The sequence below is a fragment of the Vibrio astriarenae genome (genome assembly GCF_010587385.1).
Lineage (GTDB): Bacteria > Pseudomonadota > Gammaproteobacteria > Enterobacterales > Vibrionaceae > Vibrio > Vibrio astriarenae.
The window spans coordinates 186987-204011 of the sequence record NZ_CP047475.1; the positions used below are offsets into that span (position 1 = coordinate 186987).

Sequence of the window (17025 nt, forward strand, 5' to 3'; positions counted from 1 at the left end):
CCCTCGCATTGCGAGGGTTTATTGTTTTAGAGCTTTAGGAACACAATGATCTATTTGCGCTCTAGCATCACACCCGCTTCCATATGGTGCGTGTATGGGAACTGATCGAACAGGGCAAAGCGCGTAATTTTGTGGGTCTCTCCCAGAATCTCTAGGTTTTGCTTTAGAGTTTCAGGATTACAAGAGATATATAAGATACGGTCATAGCCTTGCACCATGCGGCATGTGTCGTCGTCCATGCCTGCACGTGGAGGATCGACAAAAATGGTATTACAGTTGTAGCTCTTAAGGTCGACACCCGCATCTTTTAGGCGGCGGAACTCGCGTTTACCTTCCATTGCCTCAGTAAACTCTTCTGCAGACATGCGGATGATTTGCACATTATCAATCTTGTTGGCTGCGATATTGTACTGTGCAGACACGACTGAGGGCTTAGCCAATTCAGTCGCAAGCACACGTTCAAAGTTTTGCGCAAGCGCCAAAGAGAAGTTGCCGTTACCACAGTAGAGCTCAAGTAAATCGCCTTGGCTGTTCTGTGTGCAATCTACCGCCCACTCCAGCATCTTTTCAGCCACTTTGCCATTAGGTTGAGTAAAGCTGTTCTCGACTTGTTGGTAGATATAGGTATCACCGTTTACGCTTAGTTTTTCAACGACGTAATCTTGGTCTAGCACGATCTTCATTTTGCGCGCACGACCAATAAGGTTCAGATTAAAGCCTTCATCATTCAAGCGTTGTTTTAGTGCTTTGGCTTCTTCAATCCAAGCCTCATCAAGCTGACGGTGGTAAAGCAAAGAAACCAAGATTTCACCGCTGAGCGTAGATAGGAAGTCAACCTGAAACAGTTTGCGGCGCAGCGTATCATTATCTTTCATTGCTTCCATAAGCAGCGGCATCAGATCGTTGATAAGACGGCTTGCTGTTGGAAATTGGTCAACGCGGTATTTTTCGCGCGTCTCTTGGTTAAACATGATGTAGTAAATATCTTCACCTTCATGCCAAACGCGAAACTCAGCACGCATACGGTAGTGCTGCTCAGGAGATTCAAACACTTCCAGCTCTGGCGCATTAAAGTCACTGAACATATCAGTGAGACGAATGACTTTGTCAGCCAATTGCTGCTGGTAGGTTTGTGGGTTTACATCAAGAGAAGCCATAGCATTACCTTATCGGTGCATTTTTCAAAGAGAGCGCAGATTTTATTCAATCCCACTATGATGTCCAGCCTATCAGCAAAATATTCACTGAAGCCGTCGAACATCACGTATCTCACAGAAGTTTAGCTCAAGTCAGCTACAGATTATTTCTATCTTATCTAGACATTCCATTAGTTGCGCAATACCATGCCCAGCAAGCTGGTGGCTTCTTTACTTATAGTACGGAAGCCTGAAAAGGGAATCTGGTGAGAACCCAGAACTGACGCGCAGCGGTATAAGAGAACGACCCCCCAATAGACACTGCTTTGAGGAATAAAGTGGGAAGTCGGGGCAGTAGGCTTTAGCTCTTGAGTCCGAATACCTGCCAGCGGCTAAGCAAACGATGTTTAGTAGGATTTTCGCGATTTAGGATAAAATAATGAACAAGTCTATTTTAGCGGTTGCAGTGGCATCGCTACTTTCTCACGCCCATTCTATACATGCCCAAGAAGTGACTGCTGACGAAACGATGGTGGTGACGGCGAATCGATTTGAGCAGTCGTCAAAGTCTGCTTTAGCTGAAGTTGAAGTCGTTACTCGAGAGGACTTCCAACGCACACAAGCCAAAACAATTCCTGATGTATTAAGAAGGTTAACGGGTATACAGGTCACGCAAAATGGTGGAAGAGGTCAAGTCGCCTCTATCTTTGTACGTGGTACCAGCTCAGATCAAGTTCTGGTGTTAGTCGATGGTGTCCGTTTTGCTCGTGCAGCAAAAGGTGCTGTGGATTTCAATCAAATCCCTTTAAGTTACGTTCAAAGAATAGAATATGTGAGAGGAGCAAGGGCTTCACTGTATGGCTCTGAGGCAATTGGTGGAGTGATTAACATCATAACCATTGCTAGGGCAACAGAGGAGTCGACTACGCTAAGTGCGGGGCTAGGTAGTTTGGATTATCAAGAGTTGAGCCTCGCCTCTGGTGTTCAAACCTCAGAAAATGGGCAGCTCAATTTTGCGCTAGGTTATGAGAGCGACAAGGGCTACAACGTTAAGCCACAGCCTGGTTTAAATGATGGAGACCGACATGGCTTTGAAACCTTAAATGGATTAATTGGCTATACGCATAAAGTTAACAGCAAACTATCTTTATTCGGCAATGTCAGGGCTTACGAAAATACTTATCAGTATGACAGCTCTTCTTCTTTTTCTGGGCGTCAGTATATGGAGGCAGAAAAAGAGGATCTATCACTCACGTTGGGTGGAACTTATCAGACAGATCGTCTTCGTTCAGAGCTTCAAGCTTCGGCACAAAAGCAAGACTCCTGGGACTATGAGCATGAAACGAACAAAAGTACCGGGCGCCAGGATGAACTGGAGCAACAGAATATCCAGTGGGTCAACAGTTTTTTACTCAACGATATTGTTCAACTTAATGGCGGCATAGATTGGAGGGACGAATCTTATGTTGATAAATCAGCGAACAGAAAGTTTTCACGTTCTAATACTGCGATTTTCGGATTGGCTGCGATAACGTATGACTCCACTACATTAGAAGCGAGTGCAAGGCTTGATGATAACGAGGAGTTTGGTTCACAAGCTACATACAACTTAGGACTGGGGTATTCGCTGATACCAGAGTTAGGTTTTCGAGCTTCCTTTGGAACCGCATTTAAAGCGCCGAACTTATACCAACAATATGATCCTAGTTATGGCACGCCAGAATTGAAACCCGAAGAGTCTGAGGCGATTGAGGTTGGTTTTAATGGTGTTATCAAAGCAGTGTACTGGTCTCTTACTGGATACGATTACAAGATAACGAACCTAATTGATTATCATCCAGATACATACAAATACATCAATGTAGATGGTGAAACTCATATCCAGGGTATCGAATTAACGGCGGAGTTTAACACTGGAATCGTCCAACATCAGTTAAGTGCTGATTATAAGAATTCTGAGGATAAAGATGGCAAGCAACTTCAGCGCAGAGCGAAAGAACTTTATAAGTGGAATGCTTTAGTGCCTTTTGGACAGTTCGATTGGTCTATCAGCTACCAGTTCGTAGGAAAGCGACCAGATGTTGATTATGGAACTTGGCCATACTCAGATGTGTATCTTTCATCATATTCTTTAGTTGATACTGCACTAAGTTACTACGCTAATGAAAACTTAACAGTCAGTGCTCGAATAGACAATTTAACGGATGAGTCTTACGAGACAGCATTGGGTTATCCTGCTGCTGAAAGAGCATACTATCTGAACGTTATGTACCGTTTCTAACTTCCCAGAGCCGCCTTCGGGCGGTTTTTTTACGAGGTAACAATGAAAAACGTAATCATTAGCTGGTCATCAGGCAAAGACTCCACTCTAACCCTTGAGCGGTTATTAGAGGACAATAACTATAATGTAGTCGGACTATTCACAACTTACGTGGATGATACTGTGCCTTTTCAAGCCACGCCTTTAACCGTTGTACAAGCTCAAGCCGATGCCATTGGGTTACCCCTAATCCGAATTCCCTTACCAGAGATCTTCCCTGCAAATGATCTCTATCAGTCAACGATTGTTGGAGCTTTAAAAAACAGCGGCCTTGCTATTGATGCCGTTGCCTTTGGTGATATGTATTGTAATGGCATAGCTGACTACAGAAGAAGTTACATAGAGCCCCAAGGCTGGGAATGCACTCTCCCCCTTCTTGGTGCGGATACTTCAGCGTTAGCGAAAGAGGTTATTCAAAGAGGGATTGAGACACGGCTTATGACGGTCGACAGTTCACAGCTAGATAGCTCATTTTGTGGCGCAGTTTACGATTCTAAATTAATTGAGGCATTACCTAAGGGGGTAGACCCTTGTGGTGAAGATGGTGAGTTTCATACCTTAGTAACCAACGCACCTTGCTTTCGCAAATCAATTAATGTGGAGATGACGGTGCAAGAAAATGATGGTCGCTTCTTCTATCAAAGATACAAGTATATTGCTTAATTTTTGTCAGTCGCTATTATCGCGATGTTTCAGTAATTAGGTAGTTTCTAGTGGTCGCTTCAACAACCCCATCCATATTGATATTCGACTCTGGTGTCGGTGGCTTGTCTGTGTTTGATGAGATTCAAGATCTTCTTCCACAAGTTAACTACTATTACCTATTCGATAATGAAGCATATCCCTATGGTGAATTAGCTCATGAAACGTTAGTCGAGCGCACGACAAAACTGATCGAGCAGTTTATGCGTAAGCATACGATCGATTTAGTTGTGATTGCGTGTAACACTGCCAGCACAGTGGCACTCCCTGCACTTAGAGAGTTTTTATCCGTTCCGGTGGTTGGGGTTGTTCCTGCAATCAAGCCTGCATCGACAGTTGCAACCATAGGAATTGGCTTAATTGCGACACCGGCAACGGTGACTCGACCATACACTCATGAGCTCATTAAAGACTTTGCGCAAGATAAGCCTGTCGAACTGCTAGGCTCAACTAGATTGGTTGAAATGGCAGAGCATAAACTTCGCTCCGAAACTATTGACCTTATTGAATTAGAGCAGATCTTGTTCCCTTTGAAGGATAAGGTAGATGTTGCAGTATTGGGCTGTACCCACTTCCCGCTCTTAAAAGAAGAAATCCAACAGGTGTTGGGAGAGGCTGTGTTGTTGGTTGACTCAGGAAACGCAATCGCCAGACGTGTTAAAGAGATTTTAGCGCTGGTGGCTGACAGTGAAGTAAAGGGTAAAAGAGAGATATTCTCTAGTGCCACTCCTTTTAGCCAGCGTGCACTAGAGAAAACGATATCAAAATGGGGATTTGCGACTATTCAGAGCTCTCCGCTTGAGACTTAGGTTCATTCGCCACACGTACTTTTAAGGTCCTTTCCATATAAACGTGCTCGTTGAGTTCTTCAATCATCGAATCAGCGTCGGCAGAGTCGACAACAACAAAACCAAATCCACGACGTTTGCGAGTACGTTTATCTTTCATTAAACGTACGTTGACGACTGTTCCGTAGTCAGCAAACAAATCACGCACGTGCCCTTCATTTGCTTTGTAAGGTAGGTTACCTACATAAAGAGTCGTAGTATCGACTTCCTCTTCAGAAGTACCGTCTACTGAGTTAGTAGATGGGCCAACTAAGTTAATTAGCAGCGCAGTCAGAAAAACACCAAGAAGAAAGGCAAGACTAGGGGTGATTGGAATCAGGCTAGTAGCGATTCCACCGACGACAGCGACAGCGATCAGCGAAAAATAAAACTTATTTGAATTCATAATTGATCTACTTCGTTAATAAAACAAACAATTAAAACAGAAATTAAACATTTTGATATTACTTTTTCACGACGTGCTTTTCCAATCTATTGGTGTGACTTGACTCAAATGTTGAAATTTTATTCAAAAACAGCGTTTTTGATGGATAAATGAACGCTCGACAATAAAAAACAGAAAAACTTCAAAAAAAGGGTTGTCATTGTCTCAGGTCTCCCTATAATGCCGCCTCACCGACACGGAGTGCGACGCAAGTCACACACAGTGAAGGAGGTGAGAAAAGAAAGTTGAAAAACTTCTTGACTCACAAAAACCAAAGCGTATTATACGCACCCCTGACGACGAGGCGCTAAGCGACAAGTCAGTTAGGAAAGCTCTTTAAAAATATAAACCTATCAATCTGTGTGGGCACTCGTTGATGATAATCCAAAATGAAGCTTAGGCTTCAACTTAGATTTCAATGAACTGAGTGACCAATCGATACTTAGTATCGGCACAGTCAATTCATTATCGTTCTGTTGGAACGATAATAGCTTTAAAATTACATTAGTAGTTTTGAAGTCAGTATTCATTGAGTCAGTTCTTCGGAACATCAAAATCTTAAATTGAAGAGTTTGATCATGGCTCAGATTGAACGCTGGCGGCAGGCCTAACACATGCAAGTCGAGCGGCAGCGACATGATAGAAGCTTCGGTGGAAATCATGGGCGGCGAGCGGCGGACGGGTGAGTAATGCCTGGGAATATGCCTTGATGTGGGGGATAACTATTGGAAACGATAGCTAATACCGCATAATGCCTTCGGGCCAAAGAGGGGGACCTTCGGGCCTCTCGCGTCAAGATTAGCCCAGGTGGGATTAGCTAGTTGGTGAGGTAAAGGCTCACCAAGGCGACGATCCCTAGCTGGTCTGAGAGGATGATCAGCCACACTGGAACTGAGACACGGTCCAGACTCCTACGGGAGGCAGCAGTGGGGAATATTGCACAATGGGCGCAAGCCTGATGCAGCCATGCCGCGTGTGTGAAGAAGGCCTTCGGGTTGTAAAGCACTTTCAGCAGTGAGGAAGGCGGGTACGTTAATAGCGTGCTCGTTTGACGTTAGCTGCAGAAGAAGCACCGGCTAACTCCGTGCCAGCAGCCGCGGTAATACGGAGGGTGCGAGCGTTAATCGGAATTACTGGGCGTAAAGCGCATGCAGGTGGTTTGTTAAGTCAGATGTGAAAGCCCGGGGCTCAACCTCGGAACAGCATTTGAAACTGGCAGACTAGAGTACTGTAGAGGGGGGTAGAATTTCAGGTGTAGCGGTGAAATGCGTAGAGATCTGAAGGAATACCGGTGGCGAAGGCGGCCCCCTGGACAGATACTGACACTCAGATGCGAAAGCGTGGGGAGCAAACAGGATTAGATACCCTGGTAGTCCACGCCGTAAACGATGTCTACTTGGAGGTTGTGGCCTTGAGCCGTGGCTTTCGGAGCTAACGCGTTAAGTAGACCGCCTGGGGAGTACGGTCGCAAGATTAAAACTCAAATGAATTGACGGGGGCCCGCACAAGCGGTGGAGCATGTGGTTTAATTCGATGCAACGCGAAGAACCTTACCTACTCTTGACATCCAGAGAACTTTCCAGAGATGGATTGGTGCCTTCGGGAACTCTGAGACAGGTGCTGCATGGCTGTCGTCAGCTCGTGTTGTGAAATGTTGGGTTAAGTCCCGCAACGAGCGCAACCCTTATCCTTGTTTGCCAGCACTTCGGGTGGGAACTCCAGGGAGACTGCCGGTGATAAACCGGAGGAAGGTGGGGACGACGTCAAGTCATCATGGCCCTTACGAGTAGGGCTACACACGTGCTACAATGGCGCATACAGAGGGCAGCCAACTTGCGAGAGTGAGCGAATCCCAAAAAGTGCGTCGTAGTCCGGATTGGAGTCTGCAACTCGACTCCATGAAGTCGGAATCGCTAGTAATCGTGGATCAGAATGCCACGGTGAATACGTTCCCGGGCCTTGTACACACCGCCCGTCACACCATGGGAGTGGGCTGCAAAAGAAGTGGGTAGTTTAACCTTCGGGAGGACGCTCACCACTTTGTGGTTCATGACTGGGGTGAAGTCGTAACAAGGTAGCCCTAGGGGAACCTGGGGCTGGATCACCTCCTTATACGATGATTATTGCGATGAGTGTTCACACAGATTGATGGTTTATAGAATTAAAGAGATGATGTCGGGTCTGTAGCTCAGGTGGTTAGAGCGTTCGCCTGATAAGCGAGAGGTCGGTGGTTCAAGTCCACTCAGACCCACCAATTTCCTCCCAAGAGATTGGCGACGACATCACCTATTGATGGGGCTATAGCTCAGCTGGGAGAGCGCCTGCCTTGCACGCAGGAGGTCAGCAGTTCGATCCTGCTTAGCTCCACCATCTTTAAGCGCATTCGATGAGTGCTTTTAAAAATGGTTTCGAAAGAAATCTTGCTCTTTAACAATTTGGAAAGCTGACGAATAACAACAATCCCCATCTCTTTGAGATGCGTTGTTATTCAATTAAAAGTTCTCAAATCCTAAAACTACGGTTTTAGGTACCAACACACATTCAAGTGTTCTTGGAAGTATCGAAAGATACTTAATATTTGAGTCCGGCAAAATCGAGTCTGCATCATGTATAAAAATTGCAGACAACTTTGGTTGTTTAAACAACAACTCGAAACTCCTTCGGGTTGTATGGTTAAGTGACTAAGCGTACACGGTGGATGCCTTGGCAGTCAGAGGCGATGAAAGGCGTATTAACTTGCGATAAGCTCAGATTAGGTAGTAAAAACCTGTGAGTCTGAGATTCCTGAATGGGGAAACCCAGCACCATAAGGTGTTATCACTAACTGAATACATAGGTTAGTGAGGCGAACCGGGGGAACTGAAACATCTAAGTACCCCGAGGAAAAGAAATCAACCGAGATTCCGAAAGTAGCGGCGAGCGAAATTGGATTAGCCCTTAAGCTTTTAGTGAGACAGGTGAAGCCTCTGGAAAGTGGCGCGATACAGGGTGATAGCCCCGTAACCGACATCTCATCATCAGTGAAATCGAGTAGGGCGGGACACGTGATATCCTGTCTGAATATGGGGGGACCATCCTCCAAGGCTAAATACTACTGACTGACCGATAGTGAACCAGTACCGTGAGGGAAAGGCGAAAAGAACCCCTGTGAGGGGAGTGAAATAGAACCTGAAACCGTGTACGTACAAGCAGTAGGAGCACCTTCGTGGTGTGACTGCGTACCTTTTGTATAATGGGTCAGCGACTTATATTCAGTAGCAAGGTTAACCATCTAGGGGAGCCGTAGAGAAATCGAGTCTTAACTGGGCGTCGAGTTGCTGGATATAGACCCGAAACCAGGTGATCTAGCCATGGGCAGGTTGAAGGTTGAGTAACATCAACTGGAGGACCGAACCGACTAATGTTGAAAAATTAGCGGATGACTTGTGGCTAGGGGTGAAAGGCCAATCAAACCTGGAGATAGCTGGTTCTCCCCGAAATCTATTTAGGTAGAGCCTCGGACGAATACCACTGGGGGTAGAGCACTGTTAAGGCTAGGGGGTCATCCCGACTTACCAACCCTTTGCAAACTCCGAATACCAGTGAGTACTATCCGGGAGACACACGGCGGGTGCTAACGTCCGTCGTGGAGAGGGAAACAACCCAGACCGCCAGCTAAGGTCCCAAAGTATAGCTAAGTGGGAAACGATGTGGGAAGGCTTAGACAGCTAGGATGTTGGCTTAGAAGCAGCCATCATTTAAAGAAAGCGTAATAGCTCACTAGTCGAGTCGGCCTGCGCGGAAGATGTAACGGGGCTAAGCTATACACCGAAGCTGCGGCAATGACTTAGGTCATTGGGTAGGGGAGCGTTCTGTAAGCCGTTGAAGGTGGACTGTAAGGTCTGCTGGAGGTATCAGAAGTGCGAATGCTGACATGAGTAACGATAAAGGGGGTGAAAAACCTCCTCGCCGGAAGACCAAGGGTTCCTGTCCAACGTTAATCGGGGCAGGGTAAGTCGACCCCTAAGGCGAGGCCGAAAGGCGTAGTCGATGGGAAACGGGTTAATATTCCCGTACTTCTTACAATTGCGATGGGGGGACGGAGAAGGCTAGGTGGGCCTGGCGACGGTTGTCCAGGTTCAAGTGCGTAGGCTTAAGAGTTAGGTAAATCCGGCTCTTTTTAAGGCTGAGACACGACGTCGAGCTACTACGGTAGTGAAGTCATTGATGCCATGCTTCCAGGAAAAGCCTCTAAGCTTCAGATTGTAAGGAATCGTACCCCAAACCGACACAGGTGGTCGGGTAGAGAATACCAAGGCGCTTGAGAGAACTCGGGTGAAGGAACTAGGCAAAATGGTACCGTAACTTCGGGAGAAGGTACGCTCCTCGCGGTGAAGTCCCTTGCGGATGGAGCTATGGGGAGTCGCAGATACCAGGTGGCTGCAACTGTTTATTAAAAACACAGCACTGTGCAAAATCGTAAGATGACGTATACGGTGTGACGCCTGCCCGGTGCCGGAAGGTTAATTGATGGGGTTAGACTTAGGTCGAAGCTCTTGATCGAAGCCCCGGTAAACGGCGGCCGTAACTATAACGGTCCTAAGGTAGCGAAATTCCTTGTCGGGTAAGTTCCGACCTGCACGAATGGCGTAATGATGGCCACGCTGTCTCCACCCGAGACTCAGTGAAATTGAAATCGCTGTGAAGATGCAGTGTACCCGCGGCTAGACGGAAAGACCCCGTGAACCTTTACTACAGCTTGGCACTGAACATTGAGCCTACATGTGTAGGATAGGTGGGAGGCTTTGAAGCGAGTACGCCAGTATTCGTGGAGCCATCCTTGAAATACCACCCTTGTATGTTTGATGTTCTAACTTAGCCCCATTATCTGGGGTGAGGACAGTGCCTGGTGGGTAGTTTGACTGGGGCGGTCTCCTCCCAAAGAGTAACGGAGGAGCACGAAGGTGGGCTAATCACGGTTGGACATCGTGAGGTTAGTGCAATGGCATAAGCCCGCTTGACTGCGAGAATGACAATTCGAGCAGGTGCGAAAGCAGGTCATAGTGATCCGGTGGTTCTGTATGGAAGGGCCATCGCTCAACGGATAAAAGGTACTCCGGGGATAACAGGCTGATACCGCCCAAGAGTTCATATCGACGGCGGTGTTTGGCACCTCGATGTCGGCTCATCACATCCTGGGGCTGAAGTCGGTCCCAAGGGTATGGCTGTTCGCCATTTAAAGTGGTACGCGAGCTGGGTTTAGAACGTCGTGAGACAGTTCGGTCCCTATCTGCCGTGGGCGTTGGAAGATTGAAGGGGGCTGCTCCTAGTACGAGAGGACCGGAGTGGACGAACCTCTGGTGTTCGGGTTGTGTCGCCAGACGCATTGCCCGGTAGCTAAGTTCGGAATCGATAACCGCTGAAAGCATCTAAGCGGGAAGCGAGCCCTGAGATGAGTCTTCCCTGGCACTTTAAGTGTCCTAAAGGGTTGTTCGAGACTAGAACGTTGATAGGCAGGGTGTGTAAGCGTTGTGAGGCGTTGAGCTAACCTGTACTAATTGCCCGTGAGGCTTAACCATACAACACCCAAGGGGTTTTGATGGACTCAAAGCAAGAATATTGAATGTGTGCACATTAACTTTTAAATAGCTTTCCGAATTAAGAATTTGCTTGGCGACCATAGCATTGTGGACCCACCTGATTTCCATGCCGAACTCAGAAGTGAAACGCAATAGCGCCGATGGTAGTGTGGGGCTTCCCCATGTGAGAGTAGGACATCGCCAGGCTTTAATTTCGACTTGTCTCGATGAGACGAGTCACCATAAAGTTTTAAGAAATATCTTAAAGTTTTATGTTGACTTACAGAGTCAATCGCGTATTATACGCATCCGCTTCGAGGTTAAGGCCTTGATAGCAAAGCTCTTTAACAATATAAACCTATCAATCTGTGTGGGCACTCGTTGATGATAATCCAAAATGAAGCTTAGGCTTCAACTTAGATTTCAATGAACTGAGTGACCAATCGATACTTAGTATCGGCACAGTCAATTCATTATCGTTCTGTTGGAACGATAATAGCTTTAAAATTACATTAGTAGTTTTGAAGTCAGTATTCATTGAGTCAGTTCTTCGGAACATCAAAATCTTAAATTGAAGAGTTTGATCATGGCTCAGATTGAACGCTGGCGGCAGGCCTAACACATGCAAGTCGAGCGGCAGCGACATGATAGAAGCTTCGGTGGAAATCATGGGCGGCGAGCGGCGGACGGGTGAGTAATGCCTGGGAATATGCCTTGATGTGGGGGATAACTATTGGAAACGATAGCTAATACCGCATAATGCCTTCGGGCCAAAGAGGGGGACCTTCGGGCCTCTCGCGTCAAGATTAGCCCAGGTGGGATTAGCTAGTTGGTGAGGTAAAGGCTCACCAAGGCGACGATCCCTAGCTGGTCTGAGAGGATGATCAGCCACACTGGAACTGAGACACGGTCCAGACTCCTACGGGAGGCAGCAGTGGGGAATATTGCACAATGGGCGCAAGCCTGATGCAGCCATGCCGCGTGTGTGAAGAAGGCCTTCGGGTTGTAAAGCACTTTCAGCAGTGAGGAAGGCGGGTACGTTAATAGCGTGCTCGTTTGACGTTAGCTGCAGAAGAAGCACCGGCTAACTCCGTGCCAGCAGCCGCGGTAATACGGAGGGTGCGAGCGTTAATCGGAATTACTGGGCGTAAAGCGCATGCAGGTGGTTTGTTAAGTCAGATGTGAAAGCCCGGGGCTCAACCTCGGAACAGCATTTGAAACTGGCAGACTAGAGTACTGTAGAGGGGGGTAGAATTTCAGGTGTAGCGGTGAAATGCGTAGAGATCTGAAGGAATACCGGTGGCGAAGGCGGCCCCCTGGACAGATACTGACACTCAGATGCGAAAGCGTGGGGAGCAAACAGGATTAGATACCCTGGTAGTCCACGCCGTAAACGATGTCTACTTGGAGGTTGTGGCCTTGAGCCGTGGCTTTCGGAGCTAACGCGTTAAGTAGACCGCCTGGGGAGTACGGTCGCAAGATTAAAACTCAAATGAATTGACGGGGGCCCGCACAAGCGGTGGAGCATGTGGTTTAATTCGATGCAACGCGAAGAACCTTACCTACTCTTGACATCCAGAGAACTTTCCAGAGATGGATTGGTGCCTTCGGGAACTCTGAGACAGGTGCTGCATGGCTGTCGTCAGCTCGTGTTGTGAAATGTTGGGTTAAGTCCCGCAACGAGCGCAACCCTTATCCTTGTTTGCCAGCACTTCGGGTGGGAACTCCAGGGAGACTGCCGGTGATAAACCGGAGGAAGGTGGGGACGACGTCAAGTCATCATGGCCCTTACGAGTAGGGCTACACACGTGCTACAATGGCGCATACAGAGGGCAGCCAACTTGCGAGAGTGAGCGAATCCCAAAAAGTGCGTCGTAGTCCGGATTGGAGTCTGCAACTCGACTCCATGAAGTCGGAATCGCTAGTAATCGTGGATCAGAATGCCACGGTGAATACGTTCCCGGGCCTTGTACACACCGCCCGTCACACCATGGGAGTGGGCTGCAAAAGAAGTGGGTAGTTTAACCTTCGGGAGGACGCTCACCACTTTGTGGTTCATGACTGGGGTGAAGTCGTAACAAGGTAGCCCTAGGGGAACCTGGGGCTGGATCACCTCCTTATACGATGATTATTGCGATGAGTGTTCACACAGATTGATGGTTTATAAAGTAAAGAGATATGAACATCCCCCAAGATGTTCAAGCACTTAGTGTCCCGTTCGTCTAGAGGCCTAGGACACCGCCCTTTCACGGCGGTAACAGGGGTTCGACTCCCCTACGGGATACCATTGGGTCGTTAGCTCAGTTGGTAGAGCAGTTGACTTTTAATCAATTGGTCGCAGGTTCGAATCCTGCACGACCCACCATTCTTTCTCCGCGAAGGAATTAAAACTTATCGTGGGCGATTAGCTCAGTTGGGAGAGCACCTGCCTTACAAGCAGGGGGTCACTGGTTCGAGCCCGGTATCGCCCACCATTCTCTAAATATTTTTGGATTAGGATTTCCAAACCACTTCGGTAACTTGTATGTGGTTGGATTTTTCGACTCTGAGAGTCTTTAGAAAATGTTTCTTTAAGTAGAAATATGCTCTTTAACAATTTGGAAAGCTGACGAATAACAACAATCCCCATCTCTTTGAGATGCGTTGTTATTCAATTAAAAGTTCTCAAATCCTAAAACTACGGTTTTAGGTACCAACACACATTCAAGTGTTCTTGGAAAGTATCGAAGGATACTTATATTTGAGTCCGGCAAAATCGAGTCTGCATCATGTATAAAAATTGCAGACAACTTTGGTTGTTTAAACAACAACTCGAAACTCCTTCGGGTTGTATGGTTAAGTGACTAAGCGTACACGGTGGATGCCTTGGCAGTCAGAGGCGATGAAAGGCGTATTAACTTGCGATAAGCCTAGATTAGATAGTAAAAATCTTTGAGTCTAGGATTCCTGAATGGGGAAACCCAGCACCATAAGGTGCTATCACTAACTGAATACATAGGTTAGTGAGGCGAACCGGGGGAACTGAAACATCTAAGTACCCCGAGGAAAAGAAATCAACCGAGATTCCGAAAGTAGCGGCGAGCGAAATTGGATTAGCCCTTAAGCTTTTAGTGAGACAGGTGAAGCCTCTGGAAAGTGGCGCGATACAGGGTGATAGCCCCGTAACCGACATCTCATCATCAGTGAAATCGAGTAGGGCGGGACACGTGATATCCTGTCTGAATATGGGGGGACCATCCTCCAAGGCTAAATACTACTGACTGACCGATAGTGAACCAGTACCGTGAGGGAAAGGCGAAAAGAACCCCTGTGAGGGGAGTGAAATAGAACCTGAAACCGTGTACGTACAAGCAGTAGGAGCACCTTCGTGGTGTGACTGCGTACCTTTTGTATAATGGGTCAGCGACTTATATTCAGTAGCAAGGTTAACCATCTAGGGGAGCCGTAGAGAAATCGAGTCTTAACTGGGCGTCGAGTTGCTGGATATAGACCCGAAACCAGGTGATCTAGCCATGGGCAGGTTGAAGGTTGAGTAACATCAACTGGAGGACCGAACCGACTAATGTTGAAAAATTAGCGGATGACTTGTGGCTAGGGGTGAAAGGCCAATCAAACCTGGAGATAGCTGGTTCTCCCCGAAATCTATTTAGGTAGAGCCTCGGACGAATACCACTGGGGGTAGAGCACTGTTAAGGCTAGGGGGTCATCCCGACTTACCAACCCTTTGCAAACTCCGAATACCAGTGAGTACTATCCGGGAGACACACGGCGGGTGCTAACGTCCGTCGTGGAGAGGGAAACAACCCAGACCGCCAGCTAAGGTCCCAAAGTATAGCTAAGTGGGAAACGATGTGGGAAGGCTTAGACAGCTAGGATGTTGGCTTAGAAGCAGCCATCATTTAAAGAAAGCGTAATAGCTCACTAGTCGAGTCGGCCTGCGCGGAAGATGTAACGGGGCTAAGCTATACACCGAAGCTGCGGCAATGACTTAGGTCATTGGGTAGGGGAGCGTTCTGTAAGCCGTTGAAGGTGGACTGTAAGGTCTGCTGGAGGTATCAGAAGTGCGAATGCTGACATGAGTAACGATAAAGGGGGTGAAAAACCTCCTCGCCGGAAGACCAAGGGTTCCTGTCCAACGTTAATCGGGGCAGGGTAAGTCGACCCCTAAGGCGAGGCCGAAAGGCGTAGTCGATGGGAAACGGGTTAATATTCCCGTACTTCTTACAATTGCGATGGGGGGACGGAGAAGGCTAGGTGGGCCTGGCGACGGTTGTCCAGGTTCAAGTGCGTAGGCTTAAGAGTTAGGTAAATCCGGCTCTTTTTAAGGCTGAGACACGACGTCGAGCTACTACGGTAGTGAAGTCATTGATGCCATGCTTCCAGGAAAAGCCTCTAAGCTTCAGATTGTAAGGAATCGTACCCCAAACCGACACAGGTGGTCGGGTAGAGAATACCAAGGCGCTTGAGAGAACTCGGGTGAAGGAACTAGGCAAAATGGTACCGTAACTTCGGGAGAAGGTACGCTCCTCGCGGTGAAGTCCCTTGCGGATGGAGCTATGGGGAGTCGCAGATACCAGGTGGCTGCAACTGTTTATTAAAAACACAGCACTGTGCAAAATCGTAAGATGACGTATACGGTGTGACGCCTGCCCGGTGCCGGAAGGTTAATTGATGGGGTTAGACTTAGGTCGAAGCTCTTGATCGAAGCCCCGGTAAACGGCGGCCGTAACTATAACGGTCCTAAGGTAGCGAAATTCCTTGTCGGGTAAGTTCCGACCTGCACGAATGGCGTAATGATGGCCACGCTGTCTCCACCCGAGACTCAGTGAAATTGAAATCGCTGTGAAGATGCAGTGTACCCGCGGCTAGACGGAAAGACCCCGTGAACCTTTACTACAGCTTGGCACTGAACATTGAGCCTACATGTGTAGGATAGGTGGGAGGCTTTGAAGCGAGTACGCCAGTATTCGTGGAGCCATCCTTGAAATACCACCCTTGTATGTTTGATGTTCTAACTTAGCCCCATTATCTGGGGTGAGGACAGTGCCTGGTGGGTAGTTTGACTGGGGCGGTCTCCTCCCAAAGAGTAACGGAGGAGCACGAAGGTGGGCTAATCACGGTTGGACATCGTGAGGTTAGTGCAATGGCATAAGCCCGCTTGACTGCGAGAATGACAATTCGAGCAGGTGCGAAAGCAGGTCATAGTGATCCGGTGGTTCTGTATGGAAGGGCCATCGCTCAACGGATAAAAGGTACTCCGGGGATAACAGGCTGATACCGCCCAAGAGTTCATATCGACGGCGGTGTTTGGCACCTCGATGTCGGCTCATCACATCCTGGGGCTGAAGTCGGTCCCAAGGGTATGGCTGTTCGCCATTTAAAGTGGTACGCGAGCTGGGTTTAGAACGTCGTGAGACAGTTCGGTCCCTATCTGCCGTGGGCGTTGGAAGATTGAAGGGGGCTGCTCCTAGTACGAGAGGACCGGAGTGGACGAACCTCTGGTGTTCGGGTTGTGTCGCCAGACGCATTGCCCGGTAGCTAAGTTCGGAATCGATAACCGCTGAAAGCATCTAAGCGGGAAGCGAGCCCTGAGATGAGTCTTCCCTGGCACTTTAAGTGTCCTAAAGGGTTGTTCGAGACTAGAACGTTGATAGGCAGGGTGTGTAAGCGTTGTGAGGCGTTGAGCTAACCTGTACTAATTGCCCGTGAGGCTTAACCATACAACACCCAAGGGGTTTTGATGGACTCAAAGCAAGAATATTGAATGTGTGCACATTAACTTTTAAATAGCTTTCCGAATTAAGAATTTGCTTGGCGACCATAGCATTGTGGACCCACCTGATTTCCATGCCGAACTCAGAAGTGAAACGCAATAGCGCCGATGGTAGTGTGGGGCTTCCCCATGTGAGAGTAGGACATCGCCAGGCTTTAATTTCGACTTGTCTCGATGAGACGAGTCACCATAAAGTTTTAAGAAATATCTTAAAGTTTTATGTTGACTTACAGAGTCAATCGCGTATTATACGCATCCGCTTCG

Annotated in this window: 5 protein-coding genes, 5 tRNA genes, 6 rRNA genes and 1 riboswitch; of the genes, 14 read left to right on the top strand and 2 right to left on the bottom strand. The window is 47.8% G+C overall.

Annotated features, from left to right (window positions below; translation table 11 throughout):
* Positions 1-50: 50 nt before the first annotated feature.
* Entirely contained in the window at positions 51-1157 is a 1107-nt protein-coding gene (trmA, locus tag GT360_RS00945; protein WP_164647110.1) for a tRNA (uridine(54)-C5)-methyltransferase TrmA, read from the bottom strand.
* Positions 1158-1339: 182 nt separating this feature from the next.
* Positions 1340-1540: riboswitch (cobalamin riboswitch) on the top strand.
* A gap of 35 nt (positions 1541-1575) precedes the next feature.
* On the opposite strand from trmA, the gene btuB reads away from it, so the two are divergent.
* The 3 genes from btuB to murI are packed head-to-tail and all read left to right on the top strand — an operon-like array spanning position 1576 to position 4967.
* Positions 1576-3417, top strand: coding sequence for a TonB-dependent vitamin B12 receptor (btuB, locus tag GT360_RS00950; RefSeq protein ID WP_164647111.1), 1842 nt, complete (start codon positions 1576-1578; stop codon positions 3415-3417).
* Positions 3418-3459: 42 nt separating this feature from the next.
* On the top strand, positions 3460-4119 hold the full coding sequence (locus tag GT360_RS00955) for a Dph6-related ATP pyrophosphatase (protein WP_164647112.1): 660 nt from the start codon (positions 3460-3462) through the stop codon (positions 4117-4119).
* Positions 4120-4169: 50 nt separating this feature from the next.
* Positions 4170-4967 (top strand): glutamate racemase, encoded by a 798-nt coding sequence (gene murI / locus GT360_RS00960; protein ID WP_164647113.1) that lies wholly within the window; start codon positions 4170-4172, stop codon positions 4965-4967.
* Here murI and GT360_RS00965 read toward each other — a convergent pair.
* Positions 4939-5391 carry an RNA recognition motif domain-containing protein gene (locus tag GT360_RS00965; RefSeq protein WP_164647114.1) on the bottom strand — a complete coding sequence of 151 codons (453 nt, stop codon included), beginning with the start codon at positions 5389-5391 and terminating at the stop codon, positions 4939-4941. The two genes, murI and GT360_RS00965, sit on opposite strands and share 29 nt — an antisense overlap.
* A 599-nt stretch (positions 5392-5990) precedes the next feature.
* On the opposite strand from GT360_RS00965, the gene GT360_RS00970 reads away from it, so the two are divergent.
* From GT360_RS00970 to rrf (GT360_RS01020), 11 genes are all read left to right on the top strand, one after another.
* Positions 5991-7542: ribosomal RNA gene (locus GT360_RS00970) — 16S ribosomal RNA — on the top strand.
* Positions 7543-7607: 65 nt separating this feature from the next.
* Positions 7608-7684, top strand: a tRNA-Ile gene (locus GT360_RS00975).
* Between the two features lie 40 nt (positions 7685-7724).
* Positions 7725-7800: transfer RNA gene (locus tag GT360_RS00980), tRNA-Ala, on the top strand.
* A 301-nt stretch (positions 7801-8101) separates the two neighbouring features.
* Positions 8102-10988, top strand: a 23S ribosomal RNA gene (locus tag GT360_RS00985).
* Between the two features lie 90 nt (positions 10989-11078).
* Positions 11079-11195: ribosomal RNA gene (gene rrf, locus GT360_RS00990) — 5S ribosomal RNA — on the top strand.
* A 361-nt stretch (positions 11196-11556) separates the two neighbouring features.
* Positions 11557-13108, top strand: a 16S ribosomal RNA gene (locus GT360_RS00995).
* A gap of 91 nt (positions 13109-13199) precedes the next feature.
* A tRNA-Glu gene (locus GT360_RS01000) sits at positions 13200-13275 on the top strand.
* Positions 13276-13277: 2 nt separating this feature from the next.
* Positions 13278-13353 (top strand) — tRNA-Lys (locus GT360_RS01005).
* Between the two features lie 33 nt (positions 13354-13386).
* A tRNA-Val gene (locus GT360_RS01010) sits at positions 13387-13462 on the top strand.
* A gap of 359 nt (positions 13463-13821) precedes the next feature.
* A 23S ribosomal RNA gene (locus GT360_RS01015) occupies positions 13822-16708 on the top strand.
* A gap of 90 nt (positions 16709-16798) precedes the next feature.
* Positions 16799-16915 (top strand): 5S ribosomal RNA (gene rrf, locus GT360_RS01020).
* The 16S, 23S and 5S rRNA genes sit together here with 5 tRNA genes alongside, the layout of an rRNA operon.
* Positions 16916-17025: the final 110 nt, after the last annotated feature.

Bases quoted from the DNA above. Each gene is read 5' to 3' on its own strand.
- trmA (WP_164647110.1), bottom strand. From the start codon at position 1,157: ATGGCTTCTCTTGATGTAAACCCACAAACCTACCAGCAGCAATTGGCT.
- btuB (WP_164647111.1), top strand. From the start codon at position 1,576: ATGAACAAGTCTATTTTAGCGGTTGCAGTGGCATCGCTACTTTCTCAC.
- GT360_RS00955 (WP_164647112.1), top strand. From the start codon at position 3,460: ATGAAAAACGTAATCATTAGCTGGTCATCAGGCAAAGACTCCACTCTA.
- GT360_RS00965 (WP_164647114.1), bottom strand. From the start codon at position 5,391: ATGAATTCAAATAAGTTTTATTTTTCGCTGATCGCTGTCGCTGTCGTC.